At 67.1% G+C, this 14,338-nt stretch carries 17 protein-coding genes; 3 read left to right on the top strand and 14 right to left on the bottom strand.

Translation table 11 applies throughout. From position 1 onward, the window contains the following. Positions 1-36: 36 nt before the first annotated feature. The 8 genes from acpS to folK form a co-directional block, all read right to left on the bottom strand. The gene (acpS, locus tag WC597_RS04100) at positions 37-438 is read right to left on the bottom strand and encodes a holo-ACP synthase (protein ID WP_372691980.1); all 402 of its coding nucleotides are present in this window, start codon (positions 436-438) and stop codon (positions 37-39) included. Then, on the bottom strand, positions 435-1,175 hold the full coding sequence (locus WC597_RS04095; RefSeq protein WP_372691979.1) for a pyridoxine 5'-phosphate synthase: 741 nt from the start codon (positions 1,173-1,175) through the stop codon (positions 435-437). The genes acpS and WC597_RS04095 overlap by 4 nt, the downstream gene beginning before the upstream one ends. 4 nt (positions 1,176-1,179) lie before the next feature. Continuing rightward, entirely contained in the window at positions 1,180-1,764 is a 585-nt protein-coding gene (gene pyrE, locus WC597_RS04090; protein WP_372691977.1) for an orotate phosphoribosyltransferase, read from the bottom strand. A gap of 50 nt (positions 1,765-1,814) precedes the next feature. Then, the gene (locus WC597_RS04085) at positions 1,815-2,573 is read right to left on the bottom strand and encodes a TIGR00730 family Rossman fold protein (RefSeq protein WP_372691976.1); all 759 of its coding nucleotides are present in this window, start codon (positions 2,571-2,573) and stop codon (positions 1,815-1,817) included. Next, complete coding sequence (locus WC597_RS04080) at positions 2,570-4,639, bottom strand: bifunctional (p)ppGpp synthetase/guanosine-3',5'-bis(diphosphate) 3'-pyrophosphohydrolase (RefSeq protein ID WP_372691974.1); 2,070 nt, start codon at positions 4,637-4,639, stop codon at positions 2,570-2,572. The genes WC597_RS04085 and WC597_RS04080 overlap by 4 nt, the downstream gene beginning before the upstream one ends. Before the next feature lie 224 nt (positions 4,640-4,863). Further along, entirely contained in the window at positions 4,864-5,223 is a 360-nt protein-coding gene (gene rpoZ, locus WC597_RS04075) for a DNA-directed RNA polymerase subunit omega (protein WP_159851259.1), read from the bottom strand. An 84-nt stretch (positions 5,224-5,307) separates the two neighbouring features. After that, positions 5,308-5,745: a cupin domain-containing protein gene (locus WC597_RS04070; RefSeq protein WP_372691973.1), complete on the bottom strand. Its 438-nt coding sequence runs from the start codon at positions 5,743-5,745 to the stop codon at positions 5,308-5,310. 47 nt (positions 5,746-5,792) lie between these two features. Next, a complete protein-coding gene (gene folK / locus WC597_RS04065) occupies positions 5,793-6,374 on the bottom strand; it encodes a 2-amino-4-hydroxy-6-hydroxymethyldihydropteridine diphosphokinase (protein WP_372691972.1) in 582 nt (193 codons plus the stop codon). On the opposite strand from folK, the gene WC597_RS04060 reads away from it, so the two are divergent. Both WC597_RS04060 and WC597_RS04055 read left to right on the top strand, forming a co-directional pair. Further along, a complete protein-coding gene (locus tag WC597_RS04060) occupies positions 6,373-6,909 on the top strand; it encodes an NYN domain-containing protein (protein WP_372691971.1) in 537 nt (178 codons plus the stop codon). The two genes, folK and WC597_RS04060, sit on opposite strands and share 2 nt — an antisense overlap. After that, on the top strand, positions 6,909-7,544 hold the full coding sequence (locus WC597_RS04055; protein WP_372691970.1) for a uracil-DNA glycosylase: 636 nt from the start codon (positions 6,909-6,911) through the stop codon (positions 7,542-7,544). The genes WC597_RS04060 and WC597_RS04055 overlap by 1 nt, the downstream gene beginning before the upstream one ends. 3 nt (positions 7,545-7,547) lie before the next feature. Here WC597_RS04055 and smpB read toward each other — a convergent pair whose 3' ends face one another. Further along, a complete protein-coding gene (smpB, locus tag WC597_RS04050; RefSeq protein ID WP_159851251.1) occupies positions 7,548-8,021 on the bottom strand; it encodes an SsrA-binding protein SmpB in 474 nt (157 codons plus the stop codon). Continuing rightward, entirely contained in the window at positions 8,021-8,905 is an 885-nt protein-coding gene (gene dapA, locus WC597_RS04045; protein WP_372691969.1) for a 4-hydroxy-tetrahydrodipicolinate synthase, read from the bottom strand. The genes smpB and dapA overlap by 1 nt, the downstream gene beginning before the upstream one ends. Before the next feature lie 125 nt (positions 8,906-9,030). Here dapA and WC597_RS04040 point away from each other — a divergent pair, with 125 nt between their 5' ends. Then, positions 9,031-11,091: a transglycosylase SLT domain-containing protein gene (locus tag WC597_RS04040; RefSeq protein ID WP_372691967.1), complete on the top strand. Its 2,061-nt coding sequence runs from the start codon at positions 9,031-9,033 to the stop codon at positions 11,089-11,091. On the opposite strand, the gene WC597_RS04035 is transcribed toward WC597_RS04040, so the two are convergent. The 4 genes from WC597_RS04035 to WC597_RS04020 are packed head-to-tail and all read right to left on the bottom strand — an operon-like array spanning position 11,085 to position 14,255. Next, positions 11,085-11,840, bottom strand: a complete 756-nt coding sequence (locus WC597_RS04035) for an ABC transporter ATP-binding protein (RefSeq protein WP_372691965.1) — start codon at positions 11,838-11,840, stop codon at positions 11,085-11,087. The two genes, WC597_RS04040 and WC597_RS04035, sit on opposite strands and share 7 nt — an antisense overlap. Continuing rightward, positions 11,837-12,826, bottom strand: a complete 990-nt coding sequence (locus WC597_RS04030; RefSeq protein ID WP_372691964.1) for a FecCD family ABC transporter permease — start codon at positions 12,824-12,826, stop codon at positions 11,837-11,839. Before WC597_RS04030 ends, WC597_RS04035 begins: the two co-directional genes overlap by 4 nt. Then, positions 12,823-13,629: an ABC transporter substrate-binding protein gene (locus tag WC597_RS04025; RefSeq protein WP_372691963.1), complete on the bottom strand. Its 807-nt coding sequence runs from the start codon at positions 13,627-13,629 to the stop codon at positions 12,823-12,825. The genes WC597_RS04030 and WC597_RS04025 overlap by 4 nt, the downstream gene beginning before the upstream one ends. Then, positions 13,626-14,255 (bottom strand): TetR/AcrR family transcriptional regulator, encoded by a 630-nt coding sequence (locus tag WC597_RS04020; RefSeq protein ID WP_372691962.1) that lies wholly within the window; start codon positions 14,253-14,255, stop codon positions 13,626-13,628. The genes WC597_RS04025 and WC597_RS04020 overlap by 4 nt, the downstream gene beginning before the upstream one ends. Positions 14,256-14,338: the final 83 nt, after the last annotated feature.

Genomic DNA, 14,338 nt, shown 5'->3' with positions numbered 1-14,338 from the left:
GCGTGTTCGCGGTCGTCGCGCACGCCTATAACCTGATTACGACTGCGGCAAGGCTTCGATCACCACGAAGGCGAGCGCATAGGGGTGTTCGTCGCTCAGCGTCAGGTGGATTTTCGTCTCATGCCCCGCGGGCGTCAGGCGCGCTAGATGCTCGGCCGCATGGCCGGTCAGCGCCAGGGTCGGCTGACCGGAACGCAGGTTCACCACCCCCATGTCGCGCCAGTAGACATCGGCCCGCATCCCCGTGCCCAGCGCCTTGGCGCAGGCCTCCTTGGCCGCGAACCGCTTGGCGTAGCTCCAGGCCGGGTCCGGCTTGCGATCCGAGCGGGTGCGTTCCAGTTCGGTGAAGCAGCGGGTCTTGAAGCGATCCCCAAACCGATCCAGCGAGGCCTGGATGCGGCGGATGTCCGACAGGTCCGCGCCCACGCCGATGATCATTTCGCCGCATCCATCGCGGCCCGCATCCGGCGGATCGCGCCGTCCAGGCCGATGAAGATCGAATCGCCGATCAGGAAATGGCCGATGTTCAGCTCACGAACCTCCGGGATCGCCAGCATGCGCGGCGCCGTGTCGTAGTCCAGCCCGTGACCGGCATGGACCTCAAGGCCCAGGATGTCGGCCTGCGCGGCGGCGGCGGCCAGGCGTTCGAACTCGACCTCACGCTCGCCGGGATCGGTCAGATGGCAATAGCGGCCGGTATGGAACTCCACCACCTGGGCGCCCACGACGGCTGCGGCCTCGACCTGCTCTTCCGACGGTTCGATGAACAGCGAGACCCGGATGCCGGCGTCCGTCAAAGTCTTGACCACAGGCGCGATCCGCGCCTCGTGACCGGCGACCGCCAGACCGCCCTCGGTCGTCACCTCCTCGCGCCGCTCAGGCACCAGGCAGGCGGCGTGCGGCTTGTGCCGCAGGGCGATGGCCAGCATCTCTTCCGTCACTGCCATCTCGAAGTTCAATGGCTTGCCCGCCCGCGCGCACAGGGCGCTCAGCACGTCGATGTCGGCGTCGGTGATGTGGCGGCGGTCTTCGCGCAAATGGGCCGTGATGCCGTCGGCCCCGGCCGCCAGGGCCGCCTCGGCCGCGCGGGCCGGATCGGGATGCGTCCCGCCGCGCGCATTCCGCACCGTGGCGACGTGGTCGATGTTGACGCCCAGCCTGACCCGTTCGCGCATGGCTCTACTTCGACAATCTGCGGCTGCCGGGATCTTCCACCGGAAGCGCGGCCAGTTCCGGCGGCAAGGCGTCGGCCGCATAGGCCGGCACCTCCAGCGAGGCCAGGGCGACCAGCGGCACGCCCACGTCCACCTTGCCGCCCGAGCGATCGACGATACAGGCGGCGGCGATCACCTCGCCCCCGGCGGCCTGGATGGCGGCGATGCATTCGCGCGACGACAGGCCGGTCGTGACGATGTCCTCGACCATGACGACCTTCTCGCCCGGCTCGACCGAAAAGCCGCGACGCAACTTGAACTGACCGCCCTCGCGCTCGACGTACATCGAACGAACCTTCAGGTGTTTGGCCGTCTCATAGCCGGGGATGATGCCCCCCACGGCAGGCGAGATGGCGACATCGACCGGGCCGACCGTGGCGACGATCTTGTCGGCCAAGGCCTTGCACAGCCGCTCGCAGCGCGCGCCGTCCATGAAGACCAGGTTCTTCTGCAGGAAGACCGGGCTGTGCAGGCCCGACGACAGGACGAAATGGCCTTCGCGCAGGGCGCCGGCGTCGCGAAACTCGTTGAGGACATCTTGGGTGTTCATGAAGGGGTTCTAGACCCGGATCGCGCGCGGATGAACCCTCCGGCGACGCTTCATTCGATGTTTTCGTTCGGCCGCAGCCCGCGCGCCAGCAGTTCGGCCCAGACGCCCTCGGCGTCCTCGGCGAAACCGATCAGGTCCAGGTCCGAGCGCGCGATCATCCCATGCTCGACTAGGGCGTCGAAACCGATCACCGAGGTCCAGTAGGCCTTGTCCACCAGAACGACCGGCACGGGCGGCGCCTTCTTCGTCTGGCGCAGGGTCAGCATCTCGAACATCTCATCGAATGTGCCGAACCCGCCGGGGAACACCACCAACGCATTGGCCCGCATCGCCAGATGCATCTTCCGCATCGCGAAATAGTGGAACAGAAAGGTCAATTCCGGCGTCGAATAGGCGTTCGGCTCCTGCTCATGCGGCAGGACGATATTGAATCCAACGGAGGGTGCGCCGGCGTCCACTGCGCCGCGATTGGCCGCCTCCATGATGCCCGGCCCTCCGCCGGTGGCGATGACGTTGTCGCGCGGCTCGCCCACCGAACCCCGAAACGCCCCGCCCCGCTCGGACGCCAGCCGACCGAAGGCGCGCGCCTCCTCGTACCAGCGATGACCCTCGCGGATGCGGGCGCTGCCGAAGACGACGATGGTGGAGCGCACGCCCCAGGCCCTCAGCGCCTCTTCGGGCTTGGCGTATTCCATCAGGAACCGCACCCCACGCATGGAATCGCCCAGCAGGAAGTCCTGATCCATCGCCGCCATGCGATAGGACGGCGACGCCATCTGGGCCGCGTTCGGCTTGAGGGTGTCGCTCATTCGCCCCGCGCGCGCTCGACGGAATCGACAGAAGGATTAGCCCGCAGCGCCGCCATGATCATGGTCGCGTGCTTGGCGTCCTCGACCTCGACATCCACATCCACGTCGAAGAAGTCCTGCTGCCGGTGCGCCATCGACAGATTGATGATGTTGCCGCCGGCCTCGCCGATCAGGGTCGTGACCTGGCCCAGCACGCCCGGCGCATTGCGGATCGTCGCGCGGATGCGGGCGGCGGCGACGGCGTCCGTCTCGGCCTGCGGCGTCCACTGCAGGTCGTGCCAGACCGAATCGTCGTCGGCGAAAGCCGCCAGGGTCTGGCAGTCGATGGTGTGCACCGTCAGGCCGGATTCAGGCTCCAGGATGCCCACGATCCGGTCGCCCGGCACCGGCGTGCAGCACTGTCCGAAATGCACCGTCACGCCGGGCGTCAGCCCGCCGCCGCGCACGAACAGCCGCGCCTTGTCGCCCTCGATCCGCTGCTTCTCCGGCCCGGCCTTCAGCCGCCCCTTCAGCGCGGGAAACAGGATTTCGGCAGCGGTCGTGGGCGACAACCGCCCCCGGCCCAGCCCTTCGAACAGATCCTCGTCATTGGCGACCGCCAGCATCTCCAGCACCGGCTTCAACGACACGTCGGTCAGGGATTTCTCCACGCGACCCAGCGTCTGATCCAGCGCCACGCGGCCCAGCTTGATGAACTCTTCCCGCTCCGACGTGCGGATGTGGCGGCGGATCGCCGAGCGCGCCCGGCCCGTCACCGTCAGACTGCGCCAGTCGGCCGGCACTTCACGCTTGGAGCCACGAATGATCTCGATCACGTCGCCGTTCTGCAGCGGCGTCCGCATCGGCTTTAGCTCGCCATTGACCTTGACCCCGACGGCGGTGTCCCCGACCTCGGTGTGGACGGCATAGGCGAAGTCCAGCGGCATCCCGCCACGCGGCAGGGTCACCAGCTGGCCCTTGGGGGTGAAGACGAAGACCTGATCCAGGTACATTTCGAGCTTGGCGTGCTCGACCCAGTCCTCGCCGCCCTCGCCGTGCTCGATCACCTGCACCAGATGGCGCAGATTCTGCAGGGGATCGCGGCCCCCGCCCTGCTCCATCGCCTCGCGGTCGAAGCCATAGGACTGGTTCTTGTAGCGCCAGTGGGCCGCGACGCCGTCCTCGGCGATCCGGTCCATGTCCTCGGTGCGGATCTGCATCTCGATGCGCAGGCCGCGCGGCCCGACGACGGTCGTGTGCAGCGATCGATAGTTGTTCGACTTGGGCGTCGAGATGAAGTCCTTGAACCGTTCGGGCACCATCGGCCATTCGCGGTGGATCACGCCCAGCGCGCGATAACAGTCGTCTTCCGCCTCGACGATGACGCGGAAGCCATAGATGTCCGACAGGGACGAGAAGCCGACCGACTTGCGCTGCAGCTTGCGCCAGATCGAATAGGGCGTTTTCTGCCGGCCATAGACATTGGCCTTCAGGCCCGCCTCGGACAGCACGCGCTCGACTTCGTCCGCTACCCCTTCGATGGCGCGGCCGTGCTCCAGCTTCAGCGCCTCCAGCCGCCGCTCGATGGCGGTCTTGGCGGTCGGGTTCAGGTGGGTGAAGGCCAGCTCTTCCAGCTCGGAGGCGATGGAATGGATGCCGATCGAACGGCCCAGCGGCGCATAGACTTCCAGCGTTTCGCGGCTGATCCGCTCGCGCTTCTCCGGCTTCACATACTGAAGCGTGCGCATGTTGTGCAGGCGGTCGGCCAGCTTGACCAGCAACACCCGCACGTCGCGACTGATGGCCAGGATGAACTTGCGCAGGTTTTCGGCCTGTCGCGTGTGCTCGGCCTGAAGCTCCAGCCGGCTCAGCTTGGTCACGCCCTCTACCAGGACCGCGACCTCCTCGCCGAACATGCCGGCGATGTCGTCGCGCGTCGCCGAGGTGTCCTCGACCACGTCGTGCAGCAGGGCGGTGACGATGGTGGCGGTGTCGAGCTTGTAGTCGGTCAGAATCCCCGCGACCTGGATCGGGTGCGCGAAATAGGGATCGCCCGAGGCCCGCAGCTGCGAGCCGTGCATCTTCATCGCATAGACATAGGCGCGGTTCAGGAGCGCTTCGTCGGCGGTCGGGTCATAGGCCTTTACGGCCTCGATCAGCTCGAACTGGCGCAGGATCGGCGCGCGCTTTACCGGCGCCGCCGGATCGGACGCGGCCGATTTCGGGTCGTTTTTGTTTGCAGCTTGGGGCGCCGGCGGAACCGTTTCGGTCCGCGCCGGCAGGATAGTGACGCCAGGGGCTCCCTCGGGCGTCAGTACCGCTCCTCCTGACCGCCGTCGCGGTCGCTTTGCAGGGCGCGGATCAGTTCCGCCTCGGCCATGTTCATGTGCTGCGGCGCGGCCAGCAGGGCGACCGTTTCCGCCTCGTCCTCGGCTTCCGTACGCTCATCGACACGTTGCAGCGTGGTGATGATGGTTTCGCGCAGTTCGTCCGGCACGACAGTGTCGTCGGCGATCTCGCGCAGGGCCACGACGGGGTTCTTGTCGTTGTCGCGGTCGATCGTCAGGGCGGAGCCGTTGGCGATGCTGCGGGCGCGGTGGCCGGCAATCAGCACCAGACCAAAGCGGTTCGGAACCTTCTCGATGCAGTCTTCGACGGTGACGCGGGCCATGAAATTCCTCGAACGCGGGGGAGAACCGCGTCAAATACAGATGGGGACTGACTTTTGCAACGCCACAGGGGCGAAAGTGCGGCGTCAGTCGGTTCGACGCGCCAGAGGATAGGCGATGATCAGCACCAGATCGTCCTCACCCACCTGTTGGATGCCGACATTGCCGCCGTCATACAGATAGGCCGTATCGCCGGCCTTCATCCGGGTCGTGACACCGTCCGTGGTCACGTCCCCCTCTCCGCTGACGACATGATAGACCTCGTCGTGGGCGATGACATGCAGACCGATGGAAGATCCCGGATGCATGACGCGCTTCCTGAACTCCATCGACCGGTTCGGCGCTAGGCCAGAAATCCGGTAGGCGGTGCTCATCCCCGTTCCGTTATGCGGCGGCGGCTGGCGCACGATCGTGTCCGCCTCATGGATCACCAGGCCGACGCCGGCTGGCGGTGAGGCGGGCGCAGGATGCGATTCCTGCATCGCTCCGGCAGTGAGCAGGACGGCCAGCGAAAGAATGAGCATCAAATGTCTCCCGGTGTCAGGGCCGAGATCAGCTCACGAACGATCGACTACTTCAAGGGATGGGCGTCGCGACCGACCGACGCGGTCTCCACCAGTTCGCTCGCCGTCCCGCCCTGCGTCGGATGCAGCCAGAGCGGCGCGATCTCGACGATAGGCCCCATGACGAACCGTCGCTCGGCTGCGCGGGGATGGGGCAGGATCAGCCCGTCCAGATCGCCGCTCAGCCGCCCATAGGCGACCAGGTCCAGATCCAGCGTCCGCGGCGCATTGCGAACTGACCGCTCGCGACCGAAGGCGTCCTCGATCCGTCCCAGCGCAGCCATCAGTTCGTGCGGATCATGGTCGGTGCGCACCATCACGACACCATTCAGAAAGGGCGGGTCCTGCGGATCGGGCCACGCCAGGGACGACCACCACGACGACCGCGCCACGACATCGATCCCCTCGCATCGAAATCGCGCCAGCGCCGCTTCCAGCGCTTCGCGGCATGAGGACCATGCCCCCTTGTCATTGCAGCCCAGCGCCACGATGACTGCATCATTCAGGTCGAACCCGTCATCGATTCCGACATCGAAGCCGAGCGCGGCCGCGCAGTCCGATTTTTCATCTCTTTCGACGGCATCGACCATGTTTCATTCCACCGACCGGCTGGCGATCTTTATCGACGGGTCAAATCTGTATTCCGCCGCGCGCGCCTTGCAGCACGACATGGACTTTCGGCGGATGCTGGACTGGTTCCGCGAGAAATCGATCCTGACACGGGCATATTACTACACGGCCGTGGTCGAGGGCGAAGAATTCTCGCCGGTGAAGCCCCTGGTGGACTGGCTGGACTACAACGGCTTTTCGGTCGTTACCAAGCCGGTGAAGCGTTTTACCGACGGCCAGGGCCACAGCCGGATCAAAGGCAATATGGACATCGAGATCGCGGTGGACATGCTGGAACTCGCTCCGCACATCGACCACGCGGTGCTGTTCTCCGGCGACGGCGACTTCCGACGGGTGGTGCAGGCGGTTCAGGCGAAGGGCGTACGCGTCACCGTCATCTCGACCCAGAAGACCCAGCCGCCGCACATCGCCGACGAACTGCGCCGTCAAGCCGACGCCTTCCTCGATCTGAACGATCTGATGGCCGAGTTCGGCCGTCCGAAGGGGCCCCAGTGATGCTGACGCCCGAGCCGCCCCGCGACTGTCCGCTGTGCCCGCGCCTGGTCGCCTATCGCCAGGAGAATGCGCGCCAGAACCCCGACTGGTGGAACGGTCCCGCCGCCTCGTTCGGCGATACGAACGCGCGTCTTCTGATCGCCGGCCTCGCGCCCGGCCGCACCGGCGCCAACCGCACCGGCCGCCCCTTCACGGGCGACCATGCCGGCTGGCTGCTGTACGACACGCTGAAGAAGACGGGCTTCGCGCACGGTCATTATGATCCAAACGGCGACGACGACCTGACGCTGACGGACTGCATAATCACCAACGCCGTTCGCTGCGCCCCGCCCGGCAACAAGCCGCTGCCGATCGAGGAAACCACATGCCGGCCGTTCCTGATCGACCGGCTGGCCCTGCTGCCCAATCTGAAGGTGATCGTGACCCTGGGCGACGTGTCACGCCGCAATATCCTCAAGGCGTTCGGCCGTCCCGCCTCCGCTATGCCCGCAGGCCATGGCGCCCAGGGCGAGGCCGGCGGCTATGTGATCCTGAACAGCTATCACTGCTCACGCCTGAACACGAACACCGGCCGCCTGACGCCCCAGATGTTCGAGGACATCTTCGCGCGGGTCCGCGCACTGATCGACGCTTAAGGCTCAGCCCTTGTCGCGCATCAGCCGGGCCTTGTCGCGCTGCCAGTCGCGTTCGGCCGAGGCCTCGCGCTTGTCATGCAGCTTCTTGCCCTTGGCCAAGGCGATCTCCAGCTTCGCCTTGCCTGCGTCATTCAGATAGAGCTTCAGCGGAATGATCGTCTGGCCGTCGCGCTGAACGGCGCCGATCAGCCGGTCGATCTGCTTGCGATGCAGCAGCAGTTTCCGCGGCCGACGCGGCTCGTGGTTGAAGCGATTGGCCTGTTTGTACGGCGGGATGTCGGCGTTGATCAGGACGATCTCACGCCCCTCCACCGCCGCATAGCTTTCGGCGATATTGGCGCGTCCGTCGCGCAGCGCCTTGATCTCGGTGCCCAGCAACTGGATCCCCGCCTCGATATTCTCCTCAAGGAAATAGTCGAACCTGGCGCGGCGGTTCTCGGCGATGACCTTGGATTTGGACTGGGGTTGCGGCGCCATCAGCCGACGCCCGCGTCCGCCATGGCGCGGTCGATGATCGGCTTGACCGCTTCCGACGTCGGCGACAGCGGCAGGCGCGCCTCCTCGCTGCACAGGCCCAACCGAGCCAAAGCATATTTGGTCGGCGCCGGCGAGTTGTCGAGGAACAGCGCCTTGCACAGGCCGATCAGCCGGTCCTGCCAGTCGCGAGCGGTGGCGTAATCGCCCGCCGCGGCCGCATTGTGCAGGGCGACCATGGCTTCGGGCGCGACATTGGACGCTACGGAGATCAGACCGACCCCGCCCGTGGCGTGATAACCCAGATAGCTCGGGTCATCGCCCGAGATCAGGTCGAACTGGCCGCCGATATTGGTCCGCATCCAACTGACGCGGCTCATGTCGCCAGTGGCGTCCTTGATGCCGACGATGTTCGGATGGACCGCCAGCCGCGCCACCGTCTCATTAGACAGGTCGGCCCCGGTGCGCCCCGGCACATTGTAAAGCAGGATCGGCAGTTGGACCGCGTCGGCGATGGCCTCGAAATGCGCCGCCATGCCCGCCTGCGACGGGCGGATGTAATAGGGGGTGACGATCAACGCACCGTCCGCACCCACCGTCTTGGCGTGACGGGTCAGGTCGATCGCTTCTTTCGTATAGGGCGATCCCGTACCGGCGATTACCGCGACGCGTCCTGCCGTCAGCCGCACGCACAGTTCGATCACGTGCTTTTGCTCGTCCAGGTCCATGCTGGCGCCCTCGCCCGTCGTGCCCATCGGCACGACGCCATGGACCCCTGCGGCGATCTGGCGCTCCAGCAATTTGGCGAATGCGGCTTCGTCCACGTTTCCGTCACGAAGTGGTGTGATCAGGGCGGTGATCACGCCCTTGAACAAGGGGGCGGTCATGAGACTAAACTTGGCCTGCGTGGGGAGGGACGATGGACGGATGTTCATCGCCTTTGCAATGAGCGCGGGACGTTAGGTCGCCAGCGGCTTCGCCGCAACCGGATTGAATGAGAACAGGACAGATCATGATAGCGACCAGTCTGGCGGCGGCCCTCGCCGTTCTTGCGCCGAACCCGCAGGACGTCCTGCCGACCCAGCCTGTTCCCTACGCCTCGGCGTCGTCGTCCGTGCCCGGCTATTCCGCCACCTATCAGGGCCGCGTGCTGAACGATCAGGATACGGCTCTGTTTCGCCAGGGTCTGGCGGCGGCGCGCGCCCGCGACGTCTTCGGCGCCCAGTCCGCCATGTCCCAGATCAGGGACGCCTCGGCGCGCAAACTGGTCGAATGGGCGCTGATCGACACTTCCGGTGAGCAATTATCATACGCTGACCTGGCGCGAGGTCAGAACGATCTGGCGAACTGGCCGCGCGGCGAATCACGCCGCGCCGCCGCCGAAAAGGTGCTGGACCGTTCCGGCATGGGCGCCGATGCGGCCCTGTCGCTGATGTCCGACGGCAAGCCTACGACGGTGGAAGGCGCCATCGCCTATGCCTCTGCGCTTGAGCAACGCGGCCGTCAGGACGAGGCCCGCGCCCTGGTTCGCGATTGGTGGCGCACCCGCTCGTTCGACGACGCGCCCCAGTCGCGCATCCTCGGCCAGTGGGGATCCTGGCTGACGCCCGCCGATCACGAGGCGCGGCTGAACATGCTGCTGCTTGGCCCGCACGGTCCGGCGACGCGCAGCATGGTCAATCTGGTGTCGCCCGACCGCGCCGCCATCGCCAACACGGTCATGACATTGCGTTCGGCCTACAGCCCCGACGCCGTCATCGCCAATCTGACGCCCGCCCAGGCGGCCGATCCTGCCGTCGTTCTGGAACGCGTCCGCCTCCTGCGGTCGCAGAACCGCCAGGCCGAAGGGTTCGCCCTGCTGGCCAACCTGCCGCCCGCCCCCGCCCACACGGCGGGCGACAACACCCTGTGGAGCGAGCGTCGCAACTATTTCCTCGACGCGCTGCAGCAAGGCAACTGGCGCGCGGCCTATGACGCCATGAACGGCCACGGCTTCACCTCGGGCGACCGAATGGTGGATGCCGAGTTCTTCGCCGGCTGGGTCGCCCTGACCAAGCTGAACCAACCCGAGGTCGCCGCTCGCCACTTTGAGGCCCTGCGCACCGCCTCCTCCACCCCGATCACGCAGGGCCGCGCCTATTACTGGCTGGGTCGGGCCGCCGAGGCGCGCGGCGAGCGCGACGCCGCTCTCGCCTATTATCGCAATGGCGCCCAGCACTGGCAGACCTTCTATGGTCAGCTGGCGGCCGAGAAGGCGGGCATGACCACGCTGCAATTGCCGGGTGAACCGGTACCGTCGCAGTCGGACATCGCCCGCTTCGAAAGCAATGAGATCGTCCGCGCCACGCGCATCTTGGGCGAAACCGGCGAAACCAGCCTGCTGCGCGTCTTCGCCTATCAGCTCGACAACGATCTGCCGACGATCAACGACCTGGCCCTGCTGATGGACCTGTCACGCGGCTATGGCGAAGGCTTCACCGCCATGATGGTCGGTCGCGCCGCCAGCCAGCGCGGCTTCGTCATGCCCGAGCGCATGTATCCCATCCGCGTCCCGCCCCAGGTCGCCGGCGCCGCCCCTCTGGAGTTCACCCAGGCCATCACCCGCCAGGAATCCAGCTTCGACCCCCGCGCCCGTTCCGGCGCCGACGCGCGGGGCATGATGCAGTTCCTGCCGTCCACTGCATCGGGCGTCGCTCGCCGCCTGGGCATGGGCTATTCGGCCGACCAACTCTGGGATCCCGACTACAACATGACCCTGGGCAGCTATCACCTGGGTGAGCTGATGGCCGCCAACAACGGCTCCATGCTGTTGGCGACGGTCGGCTACAACGCCGGGCCGGCGCGTCCGAGTCAGTGGATCGCCCGCTGCGGCGACCCGCGCGGCGATGCGGTCAAGACCATCGACTTCATCGAGTGCGCGCCCTTCACGGAGACGCGCAACTATATGATGCGGGTGATGGAAAACATGGCCGTCTACAAGGCGCGGCTGAATGGCGGCACGGCGCCGTTGACGCCGTCGGCCGACATCGCGCGCGGTTCAGCGGCCGGCGCGCGGCCCTATATCGCCTACTGAGCCCGGTGGGCCGCCAGCAGCGGTCCGTTCGGTCCCTCGATCCAGCCGCCGTCCAACCCGAATACCTGACGAAGGACAGCGGGTGCCAGCGCCTCCATGGGCACGGCGTCGGCGACCACTCGGCCCTGGTCCAGCACCACGACGCGGTCCGCCACCGTGGCCGCCAAAGTCAGGTCGTGAAGGCTGACCAGAACCCCTGCCCCGCCGTCGGCGCGCGCCCTCAGCCGTTCCAGCACCAGCCGCTGAGCATCCGGGTCCAGCCCCGCAATCGGCTCATCGGCCAAAAGCAGCGGCGCATCGACCACCAGGGCTCGCGCCAACAGCACACGCGCCCGTTCTCCACCCGACATCTCCGCCACGCCGCGATCCGCCAGATGACCGGCGCCCACCTCGTCCAGCGCGGCTCCGGCCCGCGCCAAGGCTTCGGCGCCCGACAGGAATGGCGCGCCCAGCGCCGCCACCTCGACCGCCGGCAGGTTCCAGGCGATCCGCCGTTCCTGCGGCAGATAGGCCGCTCGTTCCGCCCGCTGACGATGGGACAGGTCTGTGATCTGCGTCCCGCCCAGCCTGACCTCACCGCCGGTGGTCGCCAGCAGGCCGGCGGCCGCACGAATGGCGCTGCTCTTGCCCGCCCCGTTCGGCCCGCACAGGGCGACGATCTCGCCGGCCGAAACCGACAGATCGACCCCATTCAGAACCACAGCCTTGCCGAGCCGCGCCTGAACCTTCTCCAGCGACAAAAGGCTCACAGCCGCCACTCCCGCGCCGCCCGCCAAGCGATCAGGGCGAACAGCGGCGCCCCGATCAAGGCCGTGAATACACCCAGCTTCAGCTCCTGATCCGTAGGCGTCAGGCGCGCCAACAGGTCCGCGACGACCAGCATCAACCCGCCCGCCAGCGCCGAGGGCGCCAATATCCGCTTCGCGTCACCCCGCACCGCCGTCCGCACCAGATGCGGCGCGGCCAGACCCACGAAGCCGATGACGCCCGCCACCGCCACCGCCGCCCCTGTGGCCACCGCCGCCGCGATCAGGGCGAACACCCGAATTCGCCCCATGTTCAGGCCCGACGCCGCCGCGCCCTCGTCGCCCAAGGTCAGCATCCGCAAGCCCGAACCAGACAGACCGGCGAACACTGCCGCGACGATCACTGCGGGCGTCACCCAGGCCACGTCGATCCAGCTCCGGTTCTGCACCGATCCCAAGAGCCACGACATCACCTCCGCCGAGGCGATCGGCGACGGCGACAGGTTGAAGATCAAGGCGGTCGCCGCGCCCGCGAAACTGGACAGCGCCACCCCGAACAGGATCAGCGCCTCGGGCGCCCGCATGGCCTTGGACGCCGCGATCAACAGCCCCCCAGCCAGCGCCGCGCCCGCCAGCGCCGAAACCTCGACCAGTCCCGGCACGGCCGCAGCGCCCAGCACGATGGCCAACGCCGCGCCCAGGGCCGCCGTCGCCGACACCCCCAGCACGCCCGGATCGGCCAGCGGATTGCGCAACAGTCCCTGCATGACCGCGCCCGCGAGTCCAAGGGCCGCGCCGACGACCAGGGCGCAGACCGCGCGCGGCGCCCGCACCTGCCACAGCACTTCAGCCGGCCCAGACGTCGGATCGCCGAACGCAGCGGCATATTGCGCGCCGCTGAACGCCGTCTCGCCCGCCAGGATCGCCAGCGCCAAGGCCGCCACGATCAGCAGACCCAGGATCAGGCAAAGTCGCACCGTCCCCGTCACGGCCGCCCCTCAGCCATCATCGCCACCGCATCGGCCGCGAACCACGCCGGACAGGTCAGGCTCGCCGCCGGCAATAGCGCCGCCGTCCGCCCCTTGGCCGCCCGGCGAACAACCGGATGCCGGCCGGGACCGCGCAGGTCGGCCCGCAACTGATCGAAGAAGCCCAGAATGAACCGCGCCGGCGGGTTCAGGGCGATCTGCTCCACACTGACGGCGCCGAAACCGGGCGCCGTGGTCAGATTGCGAAATCCAGCCGCGTGCATCATCGCATCCATCAGCGTGCCCGGCCCGGAGGTGAAGCCCCCCGAGGTCAGATAGACCGCACCCGGCGCCTTCGTCGTCTGGCGATCCGGCGCCGCCCGCGCCAGCTTGGCGTCCATCCGCTGCTCCAGCCGGCGTCCCCGCTCGACCTCGCCCAGATCGCGCGCCGTCGTGCGGATGTTCTGGCGAACGCCCTCCAAATCGACGGCGTCATTGATGGAGATCACCTTGACCCCGCGCTGTTCTAGCGCCGTCAACAGCCTCGGTTCGCCGCCCCAGTAGCGCACCACCACATCGGGCCTGAAGCCCACCGCCGCCTCCAGCGTGGGCCTCAACCGCCTATGCCCGGCCGCCTCGCGCCGCAGCCAGGCATCAGGATCGTCGGCGCGGGGCGACAGCGCCAGTTCCGCATCCGGTGCAAGCGCCAGAACATATTGATCCGCACACTGATCGAGCGCCATCACCCGCAACGGTTTTGCCTGAGCCACGCCTGCGCCGGCGATCAAGATCAGGGCCGTGAACGCCACAAGACTGCGCTTCATGGTCGAGGCAAACCGGCGAACAGGGCGTCCAGCATCGTGTCAACCAAGGTCTGACGATCCGCCCACGGAAAATACGGCTTGGTGATCATCAACGACACCACCCCGTGCGCCGTCGCCCATATGGCCTGGGCTAAGACGCTGGGATCGCCTTTCAGGTCGCCGGCCGTCACCGCGTCAGCCACCGACGCTTCCAGCGTCGTGAACAGACCGCCGCCCAGTTCGCGCGCCATATCTTGGGCGCCCTCGCGCGCCTCGACCGGCCGCGTCAGATAGATCAGGCGATAGGCGTTGGGATGGGCGAAACCGAAATCGACGTAGCCTTCGATCATCCGACGCAACCGGCGTATCGGCGGGGCATCCTCGTCCGCCACAGCCGCATTGGCCGCGATCAGGCGCGAAAAGGCGTCGCGGCAGATCTCCTGCAGGATCGCGCCCTTGTCGGGGAAATGCATGTAGAGCGCCGTGGACGACAGGCCAACCTCGTCCGCGATCTTGCGAATCGTCGCGCCCTCATAGCCGTGCTCGACGAAGATGCGCTCCGCCGCCGTCAGGATTTCGCCGCGTCGCGAATGGCCTTCGCCCTTGGGCTTTCGGGTCGTGCGCGAAGAGTTCGAAACGTCAGACAAGCGGCTGCTCCGGGTAAGGCGCCTTGAATAGCGACAATCCGTCCCAGACGCCAACCAGCTTGCCGAACGCGGTTGTTTCAAAT

Origin of the sequence: Brevundimonas sp. (assembly GCF_041648115.1) — a bacterium.
GTDB lineage: Bacteria > Pseudomonadota > Alphaproteobacteria > Caulobacterales > Caulobacteraceae > Brevundimonas.
Note: the sequence above shows the minus strand (reverse complement) of the source record. Positions and strands in the feature narration are given on the sequence as shown.

Excerpts from the sequence above, each read along its gene's own strand:
- WC597_RS04025 (WP_372691963.1), bottom strand. The coding sequence starts at position 13,629 with ATGAAGCGCAGTCTTGTGGCGTTCACGGCCCTGATCTTGATCGCCGGC.
- folK (WP_372691972.1), bottom strand. The coding sequence starts at position 6,374 with ATGGTCGATGCCGTCGAAAGAGATGAAAAATCGGACTGCGCGGCCGCG.
- smpB (WP_159851251.1), bottom strand. The coding sequence starts at position 8,021 with ATGGCGCCGCAACCCCAGTCCAAATCCAAGGTCATCGCCGAGAACCGC.
- WC597_RS04055 (WP_372691970.1), top strand. The coding sequence starts at position 6,909 with ATGCTGACGCCCGAGCCGCCCCGCGACTGTCCGCTGTGCCCGCGCCTG.
- dapA (WP_372691969.1), bottom strand. The coding sequence starts at position 8,905 with ATGACCGCCCCCTTGTTCAAGGGCGTGATCACCGCCCTGATCACACCA.
- WC597_RS04080 (WP_372691974.1), bottom strand. The coding sequence starts at position 4,639 with ATGAAGATGCACGGCTCGCAGCTGCGGGCCTCGGGCGATCCCTATTTC.
- WC597_RS04085 (WP_372691976.1), bottom strand. The coding sequence starts at position 2,573 with ATGAGCGACACCCTCAAGCCGAACGCGGCCCAGATGGCGTCGCCGTCC.
- acpS (WP_372691980.1), bottom strand. The coding sequence starts at position 438 with ATGATCATCGGCGTGGGCGCGGACCTGTCGGACATCCGCCGCATCCAG.
- WC597_RS04060 (WP_372691971.1), top strand. The coding sequence starts at position 6,373 with ATGTTTCATTCCACCGACCGGCTGGCGATCTTTATCGACGGGTCAAAT.
- pyrE (WP_372691977.1), bottom strand. The coding sequence starts at position 1,764 with ATGAACACCCAAGATGTCCTCAACGAGTTTCGCGACGCCGGCGCCCTG.
- WC597_RS04070 (WP_372691973.1), bottom strand. The coding sequence starts at position 5,745 with ATGCTCATTCTTTCGCTGGCCGTCCTGCTCACTGCCGGAGCGATGCAG.
- WC597_RS04040 (WP_372691967.1), top strand. The coding sequence starts at position 9,031 with ATGATAGCGACCAGTCTGGCGGCGGCCCTCGCCGTTCTTGCGCCGAAC.
- WC597_RS04095 (WP_372691979.1), bottom strand. The coding sequence starts at position 1,175 with ATGCGCGAACGGGTCAGGCTGGGCGTCAACATCGACCACGTCGCCACG.
- rpoZ (WP_159851259.1), bottom strand. The coding sequence starts at position 5,223 with ATGGCCCGCGTCACCGTCGAAGACTGCATCGAGAAGGTTCCGAACCGC.